Origin of the sequence: Bradyrhizobium tropiciagri (assembly GCF_018130505.1) — a bacterium.
In the GTDB taxonomy this organism is placed as follows: Bacteria; Pseudomonadota; Alphaproteobacteria; order Rhizobiales; family Xanthobacteraceae; genus Bradyrhizobium; species Bradyrhizobium tropiciagri_B.
This window is the reverse complement of record NZ_JAFCKH010000005.1, coordinates 421147-442324: the sequence shown is the minus strand read 5'-3', so window position 1 is coordinate 442324 and position 21178 is coordinate 421147. Positions and strand designations below refer to the sequence as shown.

Below are 21178 nucleotides of genomic sequence, written 5' to 3'. Positions count from 1 at the left end.
CCCCTGCGAGGTTTTAGAACCGCTAAAAACAGCGTTTCCCGGCCACCTCCCGGCCGATTTTTCGCTTGACCGGCGACGGCAGCTAACGAGGTCGTGAAGTTGCGACGCGGTGTCCGCGAAGCCTCCGTGCCCGGCGTACCGCGGCTTCGTGCCGCCGTGACCGTCCGACGCATCGCCGGCGAGGCGCGGCGGGACCGGATTGGCTCGCAATTTATCGATCACGGTCGCCCCTTGCTATCCACGCGCGGCCTCCCGGCGACGGACCGGGCCGCGCGCGCAACCGCAAGCGGGGTTTTTCTTCCTCTAGCGTGATGGTTTGCGTTAAGGTCGAGGTGGAGCCGGAGCGCCCGTGCAACCCGCACAACGCAATTCGCTGAGACTGCTGCAATGGATGATGGCCGCGTCGCTGGCCCTCCCCTTGGCGCTGTTCGTGTTTGCCGCCGGGATGTCCTGGGTTTCGATCGACGAGGCGGCCGACCGGGATATCGAACGGACGCTCGACGTCGCCCATGAGCACGCGCTCAAGGTGTTCGAGACCATCGACCGCAGCCTGTCCGAAATCGCCGAGATCGTCCGCGACATGCCGGACGCCAAGATCGCCGCGCGCGAGCAGAACCTGCACCAGCGGCTGAAGCAGCTCGCCAGCACCCTCCCCCAGGTGAAATCGGTCTGGATCTTCGACGCCAAGGGCCATGCGGTGGTCAACAGCCTGGTGGCCCCGGCGCCCACGATCGATTTCTCCGACCGGGATTATTTCCGGATGCACGTCGATCGCGACATCGGTACCTTCATCGGCGAGGTGCTGACGCCGCGCCCGCCCTATCAGGGGGCGCGCTTCTTCGGCGTCGGCCGGCGCCGCAACAACGCGGACGGCAGCTTTGCCGGCGTGATCCAGGCCTCCGTGCTCCCGGAATATTTCGAGAACTTCTATGCCCGGGTCGGCCGCGAGCCCGGCAGTTTCCTGGCGCTGATCCGGACCGATGGTTCCGTGCTGGCCCACTTCCCGCCGGTCGATCACGACGTCCGCTTCGAGCCGAGCGGGCCGCTCGGGCAGCATCTGGTCGCCAACCCGCTGTCCGGCACCATGACGATCAAGTCCCCGGCCGACGGCGTCGAGCGGCGCATGCGCTACCAGCGGCTCGCCGAATACCCGGTCTATGTCAGCGCCGGCCTCGAAACCTCGGCGATCCGCTCGCGCTGGATCACGACCATGGCCCAGCACCTGATCTTCGGCATCCCGGCCACCGCGCTGCTGTTCGGCCTGCTCGCGTTCGCCTTCCGGCGGACCCAGCGCCTGCATGAGGAGGCCAGGCGGCGCGAGGAGGCCGAGGAGGCGCTGCGCCACGGCCAGCGGCTGGAGGCGCTCGGGCAGCTCACTGGCGGCGTCGCGCACGACTTCAACAACCTCCTCACCGTGATCCGTGCCTCGGTGGACATGCTGCGGCGGCAGGACCTGCCGGAGGCGCGGCGGCTGCGCTACATCGAAGCGATCTCCGACACCGTCGGCCGCGCCGCCAAGCTGACCGGCCAGCTGCTCGCCTTCGCACGCCGGCAATCGCTCAAGCCCGAAGTGTTCGACGTCTGCCAGAACGTCCGGACCCTGAGCGAGATGCTCACCACCCTGATCGGCTCGCGCATCGAGATCACGGCGCAGGTGCCGGACGAGGCGTGCCTCGTCAACGCCGACGCCGGCCAGTTCGAGACCGCCGTCATCAACATGGCGGTGAACGCGCGCGACGCCATGGACGGCGTCGGCAAGCTGACGATCACGGTGCGCCGTACCAACGGCCTGCCCTCCGCGAGCGGCCTCGCGCCCGCGACGCCTGATGCGGCAAGCCCGCTCGGTCATGTCGCGGTGTCCGTGACCGACACCGGAATCGGAATTCCGCCTGACATGCTCGGGCGCATCTTCGAGCCGTTCTTCACCACCAAGGAGGTCGGACAGGGCACTGGCCTCGGCCTGTCACAGGTGTTCGGCTTCGCCCGGCAGTCGGGCGGCGAGGTCAACGTCGCAAGCGAGGTCGGCAAGGGCGCGACCTTCACGCTCTATCTGCCGCGGGTGACCTCCGCGCGCCCGCAATCGTTGCTCGCCGACGACTCGCCTTCGGCTGATCACGGCGGCGCCACGGTGCTGATCGTCGAGGACAATGTCGAGGTCGGCCAGTTCGCAGCCGACACGCTGACCCAGTTGGGCTGCACCTGCGTTCTGGTCGACAACGGCACCCACGCGCTGGAGGAGCTCGCGGTCGACGCCAACCGCTTCGACCTCGTGTTCACCGACGTCGTGATGCCCGGCATGAGCGGCATCGAGCTCGCGCAGGAGATCCGGAAGGGCGGGCTCGACCTGCCGATCGTGCTCGCCTCCGGCTACAGCCAGGTGCTGTCGCAGCAAGGCAGCCACGGCTTCGAGCTGCTGCAAAAGCCCTACTCGGCCGAACAGCTCGCCCGCGTCCTGCACAAGGCCGTCCGCGCGCGCCGGCTGCGGCGCGATCAGGCGCAAGCGTCGTAAGGGGCGTCGCGGCGTGCTCGCTGTCGTCCACCAAACAGCGCGGTGTCATCGCCCGGCTTGACCGGGCGATCCAGTATTCCAGAGGCAGTCGTGATTGAGCCGAGAGGCCTCGGCGTACTGGATCGCCCGGTCAAGCCGGGCGATGACGGTTGCGGGTGGGGTACAGCGTGCCAATACCGCAAGCAGATCGCTGGAACCAAAGCCGCGAGCCAATAGTTGTCGTGTCAGTACCGGATCGCGAAGCGAATTTCGCATCCCGCAGTTTTCTTTTCAGAAAAGCCAGGCCGCTTCACTCGTTCGCGCCGATACAGCGAAGGAAACGGTCGTGCATGCCGAACAAGCGGCATCATGGGATAACGACGATGAGTGTTCCGAGATCAAGGGAATCCGCCATCAGACGGCATACAGCATCGATGGCACGTGCGCTTACATGGCTGAGGAATACGTTTCCCGCCTGCGATGCTCCGACGTCGGACTTGACCGACGTAGCACCTGTGCGCATCTCCTCCGATTCACGCCGCAATCCCTATGACGAAAGGAGAGCCGGCGCGTCTCGAATGGAGATCCGGTGAACCGGATGCGGTGCTGGCGGTTTGCCATCAGGCATCCAGGAACCGTTTGATTTCCCTCGCGTTGCAAACCCATGGGCAAGGTCGCGACCAAATCCAGATCGGCGGGCAAGAGGTCGTCGGCCAAGAAGAGTTCCAGGAAGAAATCGTCGTCTGCCGAGGACGCCGAGGCCAAGCCGACCGCTTCGGACGCCAAGGATCCGGCGGTCGAGGCAACGGACGACAAATCCGAGCTCGTCGACGTCACCGCCGAGAACGGCGATCATGTCGAACCGCCTCCGCCGGAAATCCTCGAACCCGATCCCGAACTGTCGCCCGAGGAGGCCGAGCAGGCGCGCAAAGAGTATCTGCTGACGCGGTTCTGGATCAGCGCGCGCGGCTATTGGGGCAAGAGCGGCGACCGGCTGGCGTGGCTGTTCACGGTCGGCCTGCTGTTGCTGATCGTCGGCAATGTCGCCGTGCAGTACGGCATCAATGTCTGGAATCGCGCGATCTTCGATGCGATCGAGAAGCGCGATTCGGCGGTCGTCTATCACCTGACCGCGATCTTCTTTCCGCTCGCGATCGGCAGCGTGCTGCTGGGCGTCGCGCAAGTGTTCGCCCGCATGGGCATCCAGCGCCGCTGGCGCGCCTGGCTGACCAATGCCGTAGTGTCGCGCTGGCTGACCAACGGGCGCTACTACCAGCTCAACCTCGTCGACGGCGATCACAAGAATCCGGAGTATCGCATCGCCGAGGATCTGCGGATCGCGACCGACTCGCCGGTCGATTTCGTCGCCGGCGTGACCTCCGCGCTGCTGTCTGCGATCACCTTCATCATCGTGCTGTGGACCATCGGCGGCGCGCTGACGGTGACGCTCGGCGGCTCATCGGTGACCATCCCCGGCTTCCTCGTCATCGCCGCCGTCATCTATGCCGCGATCGCATCCGGCTCGATCATGGCGATCGGCCGCAGCTTCGTGCAGATCTCGGAAGACAAGAACCAGGCCGAGGCCGAGCTGCGCTACACCCTGACCCGCGTGCGCGAGAACGGCGAGAGCATCGCACTGCTCGGCGGCGAGGCCGAAGAGCGCGAGGGCATCGACCGGACGTTCTCGAACGTGCTGCGGCAATGGGCGCGGCTCGCCGGGCAGCACATGCGCACGACGCTGGTGTCGCAGGGCTCGAACCTGATCGCCCCCGTCGTCCCACTGCTGCTCTGCGCGCCGAAATTCCTCGACGGCAGCATGTCGCTGGGCCAGGTGATGCAGGCCGCCTCCGCCTTCACCATCGTGCAGAACGCTTTCGGCTGGCTGGTCGACAATTATCCGCGGCTGGCCGACTGGAACGCCTGCGCGCGCCGCATCGCCTCCCTGATGATGTCGCTCGACGGCCTGGAGCGCGCCGAGGACGGCGACGGCTTCGGCCGCATCAAACGCGGCGAGACCGAGGGCGAAGCCATGCTGAGCCTGAACGACCTCTCCGTCACGCTCGACGACGGCACGGCGGTGGTCGGCGAGACCGAAGTCGCCATCGCGCCCGGAGAGCGGCTGCTGGTCGCCGGCGAATCCGGGACCGGCAAGAGCACGCTGGTGCGGGCGATCGCGGGGCTGTGGCCGTGGGGCGGCGGCAGCGTCAGCCTGCACGCCGACCGCCGACTGTTCATGCTGCCGCAAAAGCCCTACGTGCCGTCGGGCACGCTGCGCCGAGCGGTGGCCTATCCGGGCGCGGCGGACGACTGGAGCGTCGAGGAAATCGGCGAAGCCCTGCAGAAGGTCGGCCTCGAGCATCTCAAGGAGAAGATCGAGGAGGAGGCGCCGTGGGACCAGACCCTGTCCGGCGGCGAGAAGCAGCGGCTGGCCTTCGCCCGCCTGCTGCTGCACAACCCCGACATCGTCGTGCTCGACGAGGCGACCTCCGCGCTCGACGAGAAGAGCCAGGACCGCATGATGCAGACGGTGACGAAGGAATTGCCGCGGGCGACCATCGTCAGCGTCGGCCATCGCGCCGAGCTGGAAGCGTTTCACAGCCGCAAGATCGTGCTGGAGCGGCGCAAGGGCGGCGCCAAGCTCGTGAGCGACATCGACCTGATCCCGCGCAAGGGCAAGCGCCGGCTGCTCGGGCGCTTCCTGCGGCAACGGCGCACATCAGCCAAAGCGGCTTGAGATCCGGCGTGAGGGCCGTTGGCGCTCCCGCCAAAACCGGTTATGGATGCGCCGCTTTCGACGAGGCTGCAGCTTGATCCCCAACAACGATACACCGCCGGCGCCGTTCGGCACGTTTGCGCCGAATGCGGCGCAGGCCGCCATCATCCGCCTGGCGCATGCGACCGGGCTGAAGCGCGGCGCGTTCCGGCCGTGGCTGTCGCGGCTGGTCAATCTGTTCGGCTCAGGGCCGCTCGACGTGACGTATCAGGGCGGCTCGTTCCGCTTTTATCACCAGGCCAGCGCGACCGAGCGCGGCGCGCTGTTCAATCCCGACTACAATCTGGTCGAGCTCGAATTCCTGCGCCGTCATGTCGGCGCGGGCGGCACCTTCGTCGATCTCGGCGCCAATGTCGGCACCTATGCGCTGGCGCTGGCGCGCGATGTCGGGCCGGCGGGCAAGGTGATCGCGATCGAGCCTCATCCGCTGACGCATGCGCGGCTCGCCTTCAACGCCAAGGCCTCGGGCTATCCGCAGGTGCGGCTGGTCGCGGCAGCCGCGGGTCCGATCGACGGCGAGCTGATGATCGAGACCGACGGCGACAATCTCGGCGCCAGCCACATCGTCACCGGCACGCCCTCGGGCAACGCGTTCAGGGTGCAGTCGCTGCGGCTGCAACGAATCCTCGAGGAAGCCGGGGCAAGCAAGGTCGACGCGCTGAAGATCGACGTCGAGGGCTTCGAGGACCGCGTGCTGACCGGCTTCTTCCGCGATGCGCCCGAAGCGCTGTGGCCGGGCGCGGTCGTGATCGAGCATCTGTCGAAGGATGAATGGACCGACGACTGCATCGCGGACATGCGCGCGCGTGGTTACGTCGAGCAGGGCCGCACGCGCAGCAACACGCTGCTGGTGCGGGGCTGAGGTGTAGCCGCATCGCCAGGTGAAGTGAGATCGCGGACGCAGATCCGCAAGAAAATGGGAGGCACGCGATGATCGACCATATCGGCTTTTCCGTCTCCGACTATGCGCGCGCAAAGGCGTTCTACGAAAAGGCGCTGGCGCCGCTCGGCTACAGCCTGATCATGGAAGTGCCGGCAGAGGTGACCGGACATGAGCCCGCGGCCGGCTTCGGCGCCAACGGCAAGCCGGATTTCTGGATCGGCGGCGAAGGCGCGATGAACAAGCCGGTGCACGTCGCGATCACGGCGAAGGACCGCGCCACGGTCGACGCCTTCTACAAGGCCGCGATGGCCGCCGGCGGTGCCGACAACGGTGCGCCCGGCATTCGCCCGCATTATCACGCCAATTACTACGGCGCGTTCGTGCGCGATCCCGACGGCCACAATATCGAGGCGGTCTGCCACGCGCCGGAATGAGCGCGGTGCAGGAACGTCGCCGCGCGCCATCCGTTGTCGCTGCAATGTCCGATGGAGCGAACGATGACCGCTGTGCGCGACGGCATGGGCGAGACGGCCAGACTTTCGACGTCCGTGATCGCGGCCTCGATGCCGACCGAGCCGCCGGAGATTCCACCGGCGACGCCGGGCACGCCGCGGGAGCCGCCGCCCGGAATCCCTCCGGGCAATCCGCGTCCCGAAGTGCCGCCGCCGGTGCGTGAACCGGGCGAAGCGCCGAGGCCGGACGAATTGCCCGGCAACACGCCGGAAGAACTGCCGCAGCGCGGGCCGCCCGGCCCGGTCGGTCCGCCGCCGGCGACGGACCATTCGCGCACACGATGAGCGCCCGCCTCACTTCCGCCGCGGATGGTTCTGTGTCTGAGCGTTGCGTCTGAATGCGCCGTGAACAAATGCAGCTGCAACTCGTTATGATGTCGAAATAAAGTGCGGCTACGGCTGGTGAGTCGCCACATTGCGGCCCAACGGCTGGCAGTTCATCGTCCTGCCGAATTGGTTCGGTTTCTACGTTTCTCTTCCTGCCCAGACCTTCCGCCGGGGATTCCAAGACATGACAAAGCTTCGTCTCGTGCTGCTTGCCACGACAGCGCTGACAGTGATGCAGTTCGCCGCTTCAGCATCACACGCGCAAACCTCGCCGCTGGTGGTCGCGCAGGCGCAGCCGAAGGAGGAAACCGGCCCCGACGGCAAGCCGAAGGGACCGGCCCGGCCGGCACCGGGCGGTCCGGCCCACCCGACGCCGCCGGCTGGCGCGCCCGCACGCCCGGCGCAGCCTCCGGCCGCCGCGCCGCATCCCGCCCCGCCGCCAGCCGCGGCTCCGGCACGTCCGACGCCACCGGCCCCGCCGCCCGCCGCAGCTCCCGCGCGGCCGACGCCACCGCCTCCGCCGGCCGCTGCACCCGCACGCCCGGCCCCGACGCCGCCGCCCGCGGCCGCCCCGACCCATCCGACGCCACCTACTCCGCCCGCGGCTGCACCTGCGAGACCGGCTCCGACACCGCCACCGGCGGCCGCTCCTGCACGTCCCACGCCGCCCCCACCGCCGGCGGCCGCACCCGCCCGGCCGTCTCCGACGCCGCCGCCCGCCGCGGCACCCGCGCCTGCGCGTCCTTCGCCGACCCCCCCTCCGGCCGCAGCGACGCCGGAGCGTCCGGCCACGCCGCCGCCCGGAGCCGGACCCGCGGCACGCCCCGGAACCCCGCCCGCGCCGGGCGCCACTCCGCCTGCTGCCGCGCCGAGTCCCACACCGGGCGCGCGTCCGCAGCCCGGCGCGGCTCCAGCAACCCCGCCCGCCGCTACACCGAGCCCGGCACCGGGTGCACGCCCACAGCCCGGCGCTACTCCGCCGCCCGCTGCTGCACCGGCCCCCGGGCCGGGTGGCCGCCCGCAACCAGGCACGACACCGCCCGGCGCAAGGCCGGCTCCGGGAACACCGCCCGGCGCTGCCACGCCGGCTCCGGGTCAGCCCGCGCCCGCGGCGACGCCGCCTGCACCTGGCGGCGCGCAGGCGCCAGTGCGGCCGGGTGTTCCGGGACAGGGCCCTGCCGCTGCAACGCCGCCGGCTGCGGGAGCCCCGCAGGCTGCGCAGCCCGGTGCGCCGCTGGTGCGCCGTGACGGAGCTACCGCTCCGACCGTGGTGCCCGGCTCGGCGGCCGCAACGCCGCCGCCCGGCCGCGCGCAAAACGCCGCGCCGACCGTCGCACCGGCCTTCCAGCGCGCGCCGCAGGTGACGGCGCCGCTGCCGCCGCCACCCCGTCATGACAACATCAAGCCGCTCGCGATCGGTGCCGCGGTCGGCGCCGGCGTGGTGGCGGGTGCCATCATCGGCGGCACCATCGCCGACCTGCACAAGGAACGGCGCGAGGTGGTCGAGGACGGCCGCACCATCTACACCGAGCCCGACCGCATCATCGTGCGCGACCCGAGCGGACAGGCCTATGTCCGCGGCGACGACGTCTATCGCTTCCGCTACGGCGCGCGCGACATCCGCACCGAGACGGTCGGCGGCGAAACCCGCACCGTCGTGGTGCGGCCGGACGGCAGCGAGATCATCACGGTGGTCGGCCGCGACGGTCAGATGCTGCGGCGAATCCGCAGGGATCGCGGCGGACGCGAGCTCGTCATCATCGACAACAGCTATCGCGATCCGCGCGCGGTCGGCGGCTTCTATGTCGACGTGCCGCCGCCGGTGGTCAACATCCCCTACGACCGCTACATCGTGAGCGCAGAGGATGCCCCGCCCGATGTGATCTACCAGACCATGGAGGCGCCGCCGGTGGAGCGGATCGACCGCCGCTACTCGCTGGAGGAGATCCGCTACAGCCCCAACGTCCGCATGCGGATGCCGAGCGTCGATATCGACACCATCACGTTCGACACCGGATCGTGGACCATTCCGCCGGACCAGGCCGCGAAGCTGCAGACCATCGCCGACGGCATCAACCGTGCGATCCAGCGCAACCCGGCCGAGGTGTTCCTGATCGAGGGCCACACCGACGCGGTCGGCAACGACGTCGACAATCTGTCGCTGTCGGACCGCCGGGCGCAGTCGGCGGCCGAATTGCTGACCCAGCAGTTCAACGTGCCGGCCGAGAACCTGACGTCGCAGGGCTACGGCGAGCAGTATCTCAAGGAGCAGACCGACGGGCCGAGCCGCATCAACCGGCGCGTCACCGTCCGCCGCATCACCCCGCTGCTCAACGGCGGCACCGCCTCCGCCGCGCCGCCGCCGCGCTGAGCTGTCAAGACATCAAGACGCGAAATGGCCGGGAGCAATCCCGGCCATTTTGTTTTCAGGCGGTCAATGCGCGCGGCGTAATGCAAGCCTCGCAGATCGCCGCGACATGGCTGTGATCCGTGCCGCAGCAGCCGCCGAGAATGCGGATGCCCGAGAAGGAGCGCCTGAGGCTCGCATAGCGGCGGCCGAGATCGATCGCATCGCCGCTGTCGAGCGTGTCTGACTCATCGAGCTCCTTGTGGCTCCTGGTCGAGGCATTGGCCCTGATGCCGTGGATGCGCCGCATCCATTTTTCGTCCGATTTCAGCGCGCTGTCGAAATGCGTCGGGTGGGCGCAATTGATCATGAAGTATTCGGCAGCTTCCTGCGTTGCGTGATCGACCGCCTCGATCGCCTCGCGCAAGGTCACGCCCTTCGGCAAGCGTCCGTCAGTTTCGACCGTGAACGAAATCGCCACTGGAATGGCGCGCGCCCCGGCGGCGCGGACGACACCGATCGCCTCGTCGATGCTGTTCAACGTATAGGCCGCGACCATGTCGGCACCGGCCTCGACGAAGCTGTCGATCTGCGCCGCGTGATAGGCCTCGGCTTCCGCCGCATCCATATCGCCCGCCTTGTAGCCGTCGCCGCGCGGACCGATCGCGCCGCTGATGACGCAGGGCATGTTCGGCCGCTCCCAGCCGGACCGCAGCTCGCCCAGGAATTCGATCGAGCGACGGTTCACCGAAGCGAGCGCGGCCGCGTCGTAGCCGAGCTTCGCACCCCAGTCCGCACTGGCGCGCCAGGTCGGGCTGTCGAGCACGAAGCCGGTGCCGTGGTCGCGGGCGACCGCAAGGTAGGATTCGTAATACTGCTTCAACTGCCGCCGGCCGTCGGCACTGTCGAGCAGGACGAATGCCGCGAAGTGCGGCAGCTCGATCCCGTGATGAAAGATCAGGGTGGTCTCGAGGCCGCCGTCGGTGAGGAAAATGCCGCCGTGGTGTTGCGGCAGGCCGGAGCGATATTTGGTCATCTGGCAATATCCCGGATTGGAAATCATTGTTGGGTCTTTCCGCGACGGTGCGCGGCTCACCGGCTTGGTGCCGCATAATGTCGCGGCGTCCTAGCCGGCTCGTGGTGCAGCCGCATTTGACGCTGGAAATCGATTGAAGATCATGCGCTTGCAGCCGGCGCGTCGCGTCATGACGCGCGGCCGCGCCGGCGAAACCATACTGACGGTGCAGTTTCCGGAGGCCACCATGGGCAAGGGCGAAGCCACGCGCGAGCGCATCCTCGAGATTGCCGAAGCCGCCGTGCTGGCCAAGGGATTCGGCGCCACCTCGATCGAGGAGGTGATCGCCGAGGCGCATCTGACCAAGAGCGGCTTCTTCTACCACTTCAAGGACAAGAACGCGCTGGCGCGCGAGATGCTGCGCCGCTATGTCGAGACCAACGACCGCCTGTTCGATGACATATTCGCGCGCGGACGCGAGCTGTCCGACGATCCGCTGCAGGCCTTCCTGATCTCCCTGAAGCTGCTGGCTGAAGTGATGGCGGATCTGCCGAGTGGCCATCCCGGGTGCCTGATCGCAAGCATCTGCTATCAGGAACGGCTGTTCGATCGCGAGGTCCGCGAGCTGACGGCGCAATCGGTCCGGGACTGGAATGCGCGCTTCCGCGACATCCTCGACGGGATCGCGGCGATCCACCCGCCGCGCGAGGCCGTCGATCTGGACGATGTCGCGGACATGCTGTCCTGCGTGGTCGACGGCGCGATCATCATGTCGAAGACCCTCAACGACCCGCGCCGGCTGGAACGGCAGATCATGCTGTATCGAAGCTGCATCAAGCTGCTGTTTTCAGCGCCGTCGCTTTCGTGACGTGCAGCCGGTCTGACGCTACTTCGCCGCGCCCAGCCCGAGCGCTTCGGCCATCACGCGAAACACTTCGGTGTTGTCCATCGAGCCGTGGACGCGCTCGCTGCCGGGGCCGGTCGCGGTGAGGATGACATCCTCGCCGGAATGCACGCTGGCGCCAATCATCGCCGGCAAATTGCCGAATCGCAGCACGACGCCGGGGACATCCTTGTACTTGTCGTTGGCCTTGAAGGTGTCGGGCGCATCGCCCTTCACGGTCGGCTCGTTCGGATCGTCGAGCTTGGGGCGGAACGTCTCGTAATGATCGGGCAGGCTGGCCGAGAAGATCGCGAGCCGACGGCTGACGTCGACGCGCGACGGATAGCCTTCGGCATCGGGCGCCGGGTAGTTCGGGAAGCCGGCCTTCTCGTAGACGCCGACGCGCTCGCGCAGCGACACGTTGGGCTTGGTACTCATATCGTCATTGATGGTGCCGACCAGGCTGTTCGGATGGTTGTGGTCCGCCGCGACAAGGATCAGCGTGTCGTCACCACGCGCCTTCGCCCAGTCCTTGGCCAGCCGCACCGCATTGTCGAGCATGATGGTGTCGTAGACCGCACGCTCCATGTCGAGCACATGGGCGTATTTGTCGATCAGGCCGGATTCCACCATCAGGAAGAAGCCTGAATCGTTCTTCGAAAGAATGGTGAGCGCGGCCTGCACCAGCTCGGTCAGATCCGGCTGCTCGGGAAATTTCGTCACGCCGCCGCGCTTGAGGAATTTGCGGTCCAGCACGCCGTCCATGTTGCCGGCGGCGAACAGGCCGAGCAACTGCTTCGTCTCCGGCTTGGCGGCGAGTGCGTTGAGCTCGCCGGCGGTCGTCGCGAGCGGATAGCCGGCCTCGCGGAAGCGGGCGAGGTAATCGATGTCGTCCGCGCGCTTCGACCCGGCCGCGGATTTCGGCAGGAAGTTGGCGCTGCCGCCACCCATCAGCACATCGGGCCTGGCGTCGAAAAATTGCGCGACGATCGCGTCATAGGCGGCGCGGCGGCGGGTGTGCGCGATCATGGCCGCGGGCGTGGCGTCCTCCACCTCGGTATTGGTGACGATGCCGATGGCGAGGCCGAGCCGTCGCTTTGCGATGCTGACGATGGTCTCGACTTTGGGATCGTCGAGCGGATCGGGCGTGCGGTCGGCATAGACACCCATCGCATTGACCGCGGTCTTGTGGCCGGTGGCATAGGCACTCGCGGAATTCGCCGAATCCGTGATGATCGAATCCGAGCCGGCGGTGGCTACCAGCGCCATCTGCGGCATGTCGTCGATCGCGAGCTTGCCAAAACTCTTGCCCTCGGCGATGCCCCTGGAGAGGATCCGCGCCGCGGCGCGATGTGCCGGCGACATGCCGTCACCGATGAACAGGATCACGTTCTTCGCTTTACGCGCGGGCGTGTCGTAGACCGCCCACGTCAGCGTGCGGCTGCGCGTGCCGTCGCTGACCTCGACGGAGACAGGGCCGGGCTTGCCGAGCGCGACGTCGCGCAGCAGCAGGGCCGACTGGTCCTTGCCGGCCTCGCGCGCGATGAAGCTGCCGGTCTGGCCGAACGCCGTAGCGTAGTCGGTGCCGTTGAGCGTCACTTTCAGCTTCGCCGGATCGACCGCGTCGGGAAACTCGACCTTGAAGTCGAATTTCGCCCCGGCGAGGATGTCCGCGCGGTCGATCGGATAAATGGTCTGCGCCGGTGCCGCCGCCGCAGACACCAGCAGCGTCACCGCCACCCCGGCAAATCGCCTGATCATGATGGATGCTCCGCCTTGGCGCACAGGGCCGCGCGCTCCGGCGCAGGCTAGCGGCTGCGGATGACACCGCAATAAGCCCGCGCCGGGTCGTATTGCCGCAAGGCCCGCACGCCCGCGGACATCACCGCTTCATCTGCTGCGGATCGTAGAAGAAGCGCTCCTCGATCAGCTCCTCGCCGCGCCAGGTCTGCCAGGCAACCTCCTCCATACTGCGGACCTTGCCGTCCTTGCCGGTGAACTCGAACCGCCAGCAGATCGCGGAATGATCGCCGTCGAGCAGCAGCGGGCCCAGCCGCGTGGTCTTGACCCCGGCGACCGACGCCAGCACCGCGGCCTCGCGCGCCGCCAGCGCCTCGCGGCCGACCCGCCATTCGCCGTCATTCTCCTGGGTGCGGGCGTCAGCGGCGTAGAAGTTCTTGATGGCGCCGACATGGTCGTTGGATTCGACCGTGTCGGCGAAGGCCTGCAGGGTTTTCAGCGAGGGCATCTCGATCTCTCCAGTTACCGACCATTGGTCGGTATTTATCGACTGGAAGTCGGTAAGTCAATTGGCGCGACGCGGGAACTGGGCTAGATATGCTTCCATGGCAACCCAGGCCGAGCGGCGCGAGAAGACGCGCGCCTCCATCATCAAGGCGGCGCGGCGCATCTTCGGCGAGCGCGGCTTTGGCGCTGCGACGATGGACGACATCGCGGCCGGTGCGCGCGTCGCAAAGGGCGCGGTCTATCATCACTTCGCGACCAAGGAGGCGGTGTTCGAGGCAGTGTTCGAGCAGGTCTCGCTCGACCTCGTCGCCGACCTCGACCGCATCTCGCGCGCCGAGAACGACCCGCTGGCGGCGATGGCGGCGGGCACGCAGGGCTATTTCGCGGCGTGCTCGAAGGGCCCGACCGGCCAGATCATCCTGCGCGACGGCCCGGCCGTGCTCGGGTGGGAGCGCTGGCGCGAGATCGACGCAAAGCATTTCGGCGGCAAGTTTCCGCACGCCCTGACGGCGGCGATGGACGCCGGCGTGATCGCGAGGCAACCGATCGAGCCGCTGGCGCGGCTGTTGCTCGGCGCGGTGACGGAAGCGGCGGTGGCGGTGTCGGCTGAGCAGGACGTCGGCAAAGCGGGCACGGATTACGCGCGCGCGTTCCGTTCGCTGCTGGATGCACTGCGGGCGAAGTGAGGGCGCAAATCTCTACGCGCGTCGTCCCGGCGAAAGCCGGGACCCTTAACCACGACCGTCAGTTATCTTGCAACGCTGGAGCCACAGCTCGCTTCCATAACGCCACCCTGTGGTTATGGGTCCCGGCCTTCGCCGGGACGACGGCGAGTGTGTGGCAGCGGCGTGCCGCTCAGCCCTTGTCGCTCTCGAGCTTGAATATCTCAGACCCCTCGCCGCTCGAGATCAGGCCGGTCTTGTTGTACAGCCCGAGCTTGGCCCGCGTGTCGGCGATGTCGAGGTTGCGCATCGTCAGCTGGCCGATGCGGTCGGCCGGCGTGAAGGCGGCGTCCTCGACCTTTTCCATGCTGAGCCGCTCCGGCGCGTAGGTCAGGTTCGGGCTCTCGGTGTTGAGGATGGAGTAGTCGTTGCCGCGGCGTAGCTCGAGCGTCACCTCGCCGGTGACGGCGCGCGCCACCCAGCGCTGCGCGGTCTCGCGCAGCATCAAAGCCTGCGAATCGAACCAGCGGCCCTGATAGAGCAGGCGGCCGAGCCGCATGCCGCTGATGCGGTACTGCTCGATCGTATCCTCGTTGTGAATGCCGGTGACGAGCCGCTCATAGGCGATGTGCAGCAGCGCCATGCCGGGCGCCTCATAGATGCCGCGGCTCTTGGCCTCGATGATGCGGTTCTCGATCTGGTCGCTCATGCCGAGGCCATGGCGGCCGCCGATCACATTAGCCTCGAGGAACAGCGCGACCGGATCGGCAAACGTTTTGCCGTTCAGCGCGACCGGCTGACCCTCCTCGAAGCGCACCACGACCTTCTCGGCCTTGACGTCGCAATCGGCGCGCCAGAACGGCACGCCCATGATCGGGTTGACGATGGTGATGCCGCTGGAAAGGCTCTCGAGGTCCTTGGCCTCATGGGTGGCACCGAGCAGGTTGCTGTCGGTCGAATAGGCCTTCTCCGCGCTCATCTTGTAGGCAAAGCCCTGCGCGGTCATGAACGCCGACATCTCGGCGCGGCCGCCGAGCTCGTCGATGAACTGCTGGTCGAGCCAGGGCTTGTAGATGCGCAAGCTCGGATTGGTGAGCAGGCCGTAGCGGTAGAAGCGCTCGATGTCGTTACCCTTGAAGGTCGAGCCGTCGCCCCAGATGTTGACGCCGTCCTCCTGCATCGCCGCCACCAGCATGGTGCCGGTCACCGCGCGGCCGAGCGGCGTGGTGTTGAAATAAGTGATGCCGCCGGTCGAGATGTGGAACGCGCCGGACTGGATCGCGGCGATGCCCTCATGGACGAGTTGGGTGCGGCAATCGACCAGGCGAGCCTTCTCGGCGCCGAAATCCATCGCCTTGCGCGGGATCGCGTCGTAATCGGCCTCGTCGGGCTGGCCGAGATTGGCGGTGTAGGCGAACACCTTGGCGCCCTTCAGCTTCATCCAGAGCAGCGCCGCCGAGGTGTCGAGCCCGCCCGAGAATGCGATGCCGACTTTCTCGCCGGTGGGCAGGCTTTTCAGAATCGTACTCATGGCGCGGTCCAATCGGTCGAAAACAGGGATGTTTGAGCGTGGCGAATATCAAATTTCGGCAGGCGGGGCACGCCTTTAATCAGCCCTGAGGCTGGCTGGATTCGGCCTGCCTTTGCCCGCGCCAGCGCTGCATCAGCCGGTAGCCGGGCATGGCGAGGCGGGTCAGCGCCGCATCGACCTGCTCGTCGGTCAGGCGCGTCGCCGCCCAGCGGTAAATCAGGGCGTAGAACAGCCAGACCACGAAAAAGGACACCAGGCCGGCGATCGCAACGTCGGTGAAGAAATGGCCGCCGAAGGCCATTCTCAGCCCGCTGGTGACGACACCGAACACGGTCGCCGCGGTAAACGCCAGCGGCCGCCAGGGCGGCGGTGTCAGCGCGGCCGGGGCGTAGGTCCAGAACGCGGTGGCGCCCTCGCCGGAGAAGAACGAGCAGTTGCGCGGGCAGGCGCCGCGCGGATCCCACCACGGCACGAATTTGAGATCGCCGCCGAACTGCGTCACCACCACCGGCCGCGGCCGTCCCCAATAGCTCTTGAAGGTGAAGTTGGTGAGGACGCCGGCGGAGAGCAGCATCGTGGTCAGCAGGAACACCGCGGCGCGACCCGACATCAGCATCGGCCGGTCCGGCCGGATGAATTTCACCACGATGGCGACGATCGCCGGCAGCACCAGCGCCCAGGCGATCCACATCGCCGCATCGCGCGCGAACGACGCAACCGCATCGAGCTTCAGCGGAAAGGTTTTCTGCGCGGCATCGTAGAACACCGCCGCCAGCTTCAGGTCGAGCTCGGGATAGATCCCGAACAGGATGCCGATGATGAGCGCGAGCGCCAGCGCGATGAAAAGTCCGGTGCGGTTCATGGCGCGCGGTTTAGCCGAGGCGGTGGGGCAAGGGAAGCAACATGGGAAGCATCACGGCTGCGGGCGCGATTGCGACGGCAGCGGCGGCGGTGGCGTCAATGGACGCCGCGGTTCGCGCCAGGCGCCGGCGGTGCGGCCGGCGATCAGCCAGTAGACCAGACCGGCGACGATGCCGGCGCCGGTCATGATCTCCATGTGCCGGCGCACGATGCCGTGGAACTGCATCATATCAGGGTCGAACGGCACCAGCCCGAGATAGCAGGCGGCGCCGACCAGCGCGCCGCCGACGGCGTAGGCCAGCACGCTTCGGATGGTGAAGGCCTCGGTGATCAGCACGATGATCAAAGCGGGCAGCAGCGCGAAGCCGGAAATGAAGATGAAGCCGAAGCCGAGCACGATATTGATCGCGCTCGGGTCGATCTGGCCGCCGGCGAAATCGCTGATCTCGGGATAGAGCACCGCGAAAACCACGATGGCACCGGCGACGAAGCAGGCCATCAGGAACGCGAACGCGACGACGAACAGGCGGCCGATCAGAGCCATGCTACCCTCCCGTCATTGCGACGAGCGAAGCTCAATCCGTCATCGCCATCGCGCGCAGCGCCTGGCGCTCGCGCGCGGACAGCTTTTCGGTCTCCGACTTGAGCTGGCCGCAGGCGGCGAGGATGTCGCGGCCGCGCGGAGTGCGCACGGGCGAGGAGTAGCCGGCGTTGAAGATGTATTCGGAGAATTTTTCGATCTGGTCCCAGTCCGAGCATTCATAGGCGGTGCCCGGCCATGGATTGAACGGGATCAGATTGATCTTCGCCGGAATGCCCTTGAGCAGCTTGACGAGCAGCTTCGCATCATCGAGCGAATCGTTGACGCCCTTGAGCATCACATATTCGAAAGTGATGCGCCGCGCGTTGGAGGCGCCGGGGTAATCGCGGCAGGCCTGCAGCAGCTCCTTGATCGGATATTTGCGATTCAGCGGCACCAGCTCGTTGCGCAACTCGTCGCGCACCGCATGCAGCGAGATCGCCAGCATCACGCCGATCTCCTCGCCGGTGCGCGCAATGTTCGGCACCACGCCCGAGGTCGACAAGGTAATGCGGCGGCGGGAGATGCCGATGCCTTCATTGTCGGCGACGATCAGGAGCGCATCGCGCACGGCATCGAAATTGTAGAGCGGCTCGCCCATCCCCATCATCACGATGTTGGTGACGCGGCGCGTGCCGTCCTCGCGATCGGCCCAATCATTCAAACGATCCCGCGCGACCATCACCTGGCCGACGATCTCGCCGGCGGTGAGATTGCGCACCAGCCGCTGTGTGCCGGTGTGGCAGAACGCGCAGTTCAGCGTGCAGCCGACCTGCGAGGAGACGCACAGCGTGCCGCGGTCGGTCTCGGGAATGTAGACGCACTCGACCTCGTGCGGTCGCTCCAGCGCATTGCCGCTCGGCAGCCGCAGCAGCCATTTGCGGGTGCCGTCGTTGGAGATCTGCTCGGCGACCACCTCGGGGCGGTCGACGGTAAAATGCTTCTCCAATTCGGCGCGCATGTCCTTCGAGACGTTGGTCATCTCGGCAAAGTTCTTGGCGCCGCGGAAATACATCCAGTGCCAGAGCTGCTGGGTGCGCATCTTGCGCTGCGAGGCGGCAACGCCGATCTCGCCGAGGCGATCGGCGATCTCGGCGCGCGACAGCCCGATCAGCGACGGCCTGGCCGGCGGCACATAGGTCTCAAGCGGAACCTTTTCGACCAGCGTATTGGCCGTAGCGTCAGTCATCGACATCAGATGGGCTTTCAAGCGTAGCCGTAGGGTTGGGCGAACCGGAGCGTGCCCACCTTCAATAGCAATGGACGAATGGCAGGCACGACGCTTTGCGCCTTTGCCCAAGCCTACGCCGCGGTCCTCAAATAGGCCTTCTGCGGTCCATAAACAACGCCGATTCGGGTCTGCCGCCCTAGCGCCGGCAGTCCTGGCCCAGCCGGTCGAGCGCCTGCGACAGCCCCTTCAGGGAGAACGTGTCGATGGTCTCGGTGCCCTTGGCGGAGACGGCCTTGACCGTCACCTCGGCCGATTTGCGCATGGATTCGACCATCCGCTCCTCTTCGGCCGCGTTCTTGATCCAGAGGCCGTCGCCCTGGGTGTACATCGCGTAGGTCCCGCCGCCGACCTGCAGCGTCGATTCGGAGCCCGGCTTCACCGCGTAGCCGATCATGATCGAGACTTCGTTGACGACCTTCTCTGACGGACGGGTCGAGATGAAGGCATAGGCCGGATCGCGTGGCCGGTTCGGCGGGTTGGTCTTCGACGTCGATGGCTTGGCGAGCGCAAAACAGACCTTCTTGCCGTTTGGCGCGGCGGTGTAGGCGCCCCAGGTGCCGAATTGCCCGATCAGGGTCGGCTCGGCGCCGCCGGCCGCCGCTGCTGCCGCCGAAGGCGCGGGCTTCGCCGCGTCTTTCGCGTCCTTCTTGGGCGCAGCCTGCACCGGCGCGACGGAGATGATCCCGCACACCAGGCTACAGGCAACCAGCGATGTCAGTATTTGCCGCACGGCCAACTGGTTCCCCCATCATTGTGACTGGAAGATGGCCCGGCGATTCCCCCTCGCCGGTGCGGATGGATAACCGGGAAACGCGTGCTTGGGAAGGCAGTTACCTCGAGACGTTCGTGTGGGTAGCGGGTCCGCCGCGCGTTATGCCTCGATCATCCCTTTGCGCGCGCCGCGCGCTGCTTCTCCCACTGTTCGTCGGTCCATTGCAGCAGGTCCTCGGCACCGGAACTGCGCAGATGCGCGCCGCCATCGACAACCACCATCTCGCCGTTGATGTAGCCGCCCTGGTCCGAGATCAAAAAGCTCGCGAGGTTGGCTAGCTCGGCGTGCTCGCCGGCGCGGCCGAGCGGAACACGCTGCGCCCAGCTCTCGCCGCGCCCCTCGGGCCGCAACTGGCCGGTCGCGCCCGGTGTAGGGAACGCGCCGGGCGCGATCGCCACGGTGCGGATGCCCTTCGGGCCCCATTCGACCGCAAGACTCTTCGTCATCGCCAGCACCGCGGTCTTGGCCATCGACGACGGCACGGTGAAGGCGCGGCCGGTGATGGTCGAGGTCGAGAGGATCGAGAGCACCACGCCCCTGTGCTTGCCCTCGATCCAGCGGCGCCCGGCCGCGAGCGTGCAGTACAGCGTGCCGTGCAGGGTCGGTGCGAGGATCGCGTCCGCCGCACGGAATGACATGTGTTCGGTCTGCGCGATGAAGGTTGCGGCAGCATTGTTGACGAGTACGTCGATCGGCGCGTCCTGCCAGACCTGGTCCATCAGCGCCTCGACCGCGGCGCCGTCGCGGATATCGCAGCGCGCCGTCGAGACTTTGGCGCCGAATTCACTACGGAATTTGGCTGCGGTCTCCTCCAGCAGTTCTTGCCTGCGTCCGCAGATGATCAGCTCGGCACCGAGCTCGGCGAATCGGCGGCCCATCGCGGCGCCGAGGCCGGAGCCGCCGCCGGTGATCAGGATGCGCTTGTTCGCCAGCAGGCCTTTTTCAAACATAGTTTGATCCCTCCGCTTTGTATTGTCGCTCCGCGCCAAATCCGGCAAAGAAGCTTTCAGCCTTTTTGCGTCCGAACATCAGGTGTGTCCATGAAAGCCATCCTCTGCTCGCAATACTGTCAACCCGACGATCTCGTGCTGGCTGACGTGCCGGATCCGGTGGCGGGACCTGGCGAAGCCGTGATCGCGATCAAGGCGGCGGCGCTGAACTTCTTCGACATCCTGATGATCCAGGGCAAGTACCAGATCAAACCGCCGTTCCCGTTCTCGCCGGCCGCCGAAGTTGCCGGCGTGATCGAGAGCGTCGGCGACGGCGTCACCGATCTGAAGGTCGGCGACCGTGTCGTCGCGTCGTGCGGCCACAACGGCGCGCGCGACAAGATCGCGCTGCCGGCGAATTCGATCGTGAAGATTCCCGACAGCCTCGACTACGACCGCGCCGCAGGGATCATCATCATCTACGGCACCGCACTGCATGCGCTGGAAGATCGCGCCAGCCCGAAGTCGGGCGAGACGCTCGCGGTGCTCGGCGCCGCCGGCGGCACCGGATTGGCTGCGTGCGAACTCGGCAAGCTGATGGGCCTTAAGGTGATCGCCTGCGCCTCATCGGACGAGAAGCTCGAATTCGCCAAGCAGCACGGCGCCGAGTTGACGCTGAACTACGCCAAGGAAGACCTGAAGGAAGGCCTGCGCAAGCTGACCGGCGGCAAGGGTGCCGACATCGTGTTCGATCCGGTCGGCGGCGCCTATGCCGAAGCGGCGCTGCGCTCGACAGCGTGGGAAGGCCGCTTCCTGGTGATCGGCTTTGCCGCCGGCGAGATTCCGAAGATCCCGCTCAACCTCGCGCTGTTGAAGGGCTGCGATATCCGCGGCGTGTTCTGGGGCGCGTGGGCGCGGCAGAATCCGGAGAAGAACCGCAAGAACCTCGAGAAGCTGGTGCAGTGGACCGCCGAGGGCAAGATCTCCTCGCATGTCGACCGCACCTTCCCGCTGTCGCAGACCGCGGAAGCGCTCAAGGTGCTGGCCGGCCGCAAGGCGATGGGCAAGGTGATTCTGCATCCGGGAAGCTGAGGGGAGACCGTAGCCCGGATGGAGCGCAGCGAAATCCGGGGCGGT

At 67.1% G+C, this 21178-nt stretch carries 18 protein-coding genes; 9 read left to right on the top strand and 9 right to left on the bottom strand.

Annotated features, from left to right (window positions below):
- Nucleotides 1-349 precede the first annotated feature (349 nt).
- From JQ633_RS15720 to JQ633_RS15695, 6 genes are all read left to right on the top strand, one after another.
- A complete protein-coding gene (locus JQ633_RS15720) occupies nucleotides 350-2509 on the top strand; it encodes a hybrid sensor histidine kinase/response regulator (RefSeq protein ID WP_211985939.1) in 2160 nt (719 codons plus the stop codon).
- A 643-nt stretch (nucleotides 2510-3152) separates the two neighbouring features.
- Nucleotides 3153-5222 (top strand): ABC transporter ATP-binding protein/permease, encoded by a 2070-nt coding sequence (locus tag JQ633_RS15715; RefSeq protein ID WP_211985938.1) that lies wholly within the window; start codon nucleotides 3153-3155, stop codon nucleotides 5220-5222.
- 73 nt (nucleotides 5223-5295) lie between these two features.
- Nucleotides 5296-6123: an FkbM family methyltransferase gene (locus JQ633_RS15710; protein ID WP_211985937.1), complete on the top strand. Its 828-nt coding sequence runs from the start codon at nucleotides 5296-5298 to the stop codon at nucleotides 6121-6123.
- A gap of 68 nt (nucleotides 6124-6191) precedes the next feature.
- Nucleotides 6192-6578: a VOC family protein gene (locus JQ633_RS15705; RefSeq protein WP_211985936.1), complete on the top strand. Its 387-nt coding sequence runs from the start codon at nucleotides 6192-6194 to the stop codon at nucleotides 6576-6578.
- 129 nt (nucleotides 6579-6707) lie between these two features.
- The gene (locus JQ633_RS15700; RefSeq protein ID WP_211986074.1) at nucleotides 6708-6941 is read left to right on the top strand and encodes a hypothetical protein; all 234 of its coding nucleotides are present in this window, start codon (nucleotides 6708-6710) and stop codon (nucleotides 6939-6941) included.
- 226 nt (nucleotides 6942-7167) lie between these two features.
- Entirely contained in the window at nucleotides 7168-9354 is a 2187-nt protein-coding gene (locus JQ633_RS15695; protein WP_211985935.1) for an OmpA family protein, read from the top strand.
- Between the two features lie 55 nt (nucleotides 9355-9409).
- Here JQ633_RS15695 and JQ633_RS15690 read toward each other — a convergent pair whose 3' ends face one another.
- The gene (locus tag JQ633_RS15690) at nucleotides 9410-10366 is read right to left on the bottom strand and encodes a homocysteine S-methyltransferase family protein (protein ID WP_211985934.1); all 957 of its coding nucleotides are present in this window, start codon (nucleotides 10364-10366) and stop codon (nucleotides 9410-9412) included.
- A gap of 226 nt (nucleotides 10367-10592) precedes the next feature.
- Between JQ633_RS15690 and JQ633_RS15685 the strand changes: the two genes are divergently transcribed.
- A complete protein-coding gene (locus tag JQ633_RS15685) occupies nucleotides 10593-11213 on the top strand; it encodes a TetR/AcrR family transcriptional regulator (RefSeq protein ID WP_211986073.1) in 621 nt (206 codons plus the stop codon).
- Between the two features lie 18 nt (nucleotides 11214-11231).
- Here the strand turns inward: JQ633_RS15685 and JQ633_RS15680 are convergent, their stop codons facing one another.
- Nucleotides 11232-12989 carry an alkaline phosphatase gene (locus tag JQ633_RS15680; RefSeq protein ID WP_211985933.1) on the bottom strand — a complete coding sequence of 586 codons (1758 nt, stop codon included), beginning with the start codon at nucleotides 12987-12989 and terminating at the stop codon, nucleotides 11232-11234.
- 121 nt (nucleotides 12990-13110) lie between these two features.
- The gene (locus tag JQ633_RS15675) at nucleotides 13111-13476 is read right to left on the bottom strand and encodes a nuclear transport factor 2 family protein (protein ID WP_211985932.1); all 366 of its coding nucleotides are present in this window, start codon (nucleotides 13474-13476) and stop codon (nucleotides 13111-13113) included.
- Between the two features lie 97 nt (nucleotides 13477-13573).
- Between JQ633_RS15675 and JQ633_RS15670 the strand changes: the two genes are divergently transcribed.
- Nucleotides 13574-14161 carry a TetR/AcrR family transcriptional regulator gene (locus tag JQ633_RS15670; protein ID WP_211985931.1) on the top strand — a complete coding sequence of 196 codons (588 nt, stop codon included), beginning with the start codon at nucleotides 13574-13576 and terminating at the stop codon, nucleotides 14159-14161.
- 169 nt (nucleotides 14162-14330) lie between these two features.
- Here JQ633_RS15670 and argG read toward each other — a convergent pair whose 3' ends face one another.
- The 6 genes from argG to JQ633_RS15640 all read right to left on the bottom strand — a co-directional run bounded on the left by argG (nucleotide 14331) and on the right by JQ633_RS15640 (nucleotide 20062).
- Complete coding sequence (gene argG / locus JQ633_RS15665) at nucleotides 14331-15668, bottom strand: argininosuccinate synthase (protein WP_211985930.1); 1338 nt, start codon at nucleotides 15666-15668, stop codon at nucleotides 14331-14333.
- A 79-nt stretch (nucleotides 15669-15747) separates the two neighbouring features.
- The gene (locus JQ633_RS15660) at nucleotides 15748-16530 is read right to left on the bottom strand and encodes a phosphatase PAP2 family protein (protein ID WP_211985929.1); all 783 of its coding nucleotides are present in this window, start codon (nucleotides 16528-16530) and stop codon (nucleotides 15748-15750) included.
- A 51-nt stretch (nucleotides 16531-16581) separates the two neighbouring features.
- Nucleotides 16582-17073: a hypothetical protein gene (locus JQ633_RS15655; protein WP_211985928.1), complete on the bottom strand. Its 492-nt coding sequence runs from the start codon at nucleotides 17071-17073 to the stop codon at nucleotides 16582-16584.
- Nucleotides 17074-17104: 31 nt separating this feature from the next.
- A complete protein-coding gene (gene rlmN, locus JQ633_RS15650) occupies nucleotides 17105-18298 on the bottom strand; it encodes a 23S rRNA (adenine(2503)-C(2))-methyltransferase RlmN (protein ID WP_211985927.1) in 1194 nt (397 codons plus the stop codon).
- A 178-nt stretch (nucleotides 18299-18476) separates the two neighbouring features.
- Nucleotides 18477-19076: an invasion associated locus B family protein gene (locus JQ633_RS15645; protein ID WP_211985926.1), complete on the bottom strand. Its 600-nt coding sequence runs from the start codon at nucleotides 19074-19076 to the stop codon at nucleotides 18477-18479.
- Between the two features lie 146 nt (nucleotides 19077-19222).
- Complete coding sequence (locus tag JQ633_RS15640) at nucleotides 19223-20062, bottom strand: SDR family oxidoreductase (protein WP_211985925.1); 840 nt, start codon at nucleotides 20060-20062, stop codon at nucleotides 19223-19225.
- Nucleotides 20063-20152: 90 nt separating this feature from the next.
- Here JQ633_RS15640 and JQ633_RS15635 point away from each other — a divergent pair, with 90 nt between their 5' ends.
- Nucleotides 20153-21133, top strand: coding sequence for an NADPH:quinone oxidoreductase family protein (locus JQ633_RS15635; RefSeq protein WP_211985924.1), 981 nt, complete (start codon nucleotides 20153-20155; stop codon nucleotides 21131-21133).
- The last annotated feature ends 45 nt before the right edge of the window (nucleotides 21134-21178 follow it).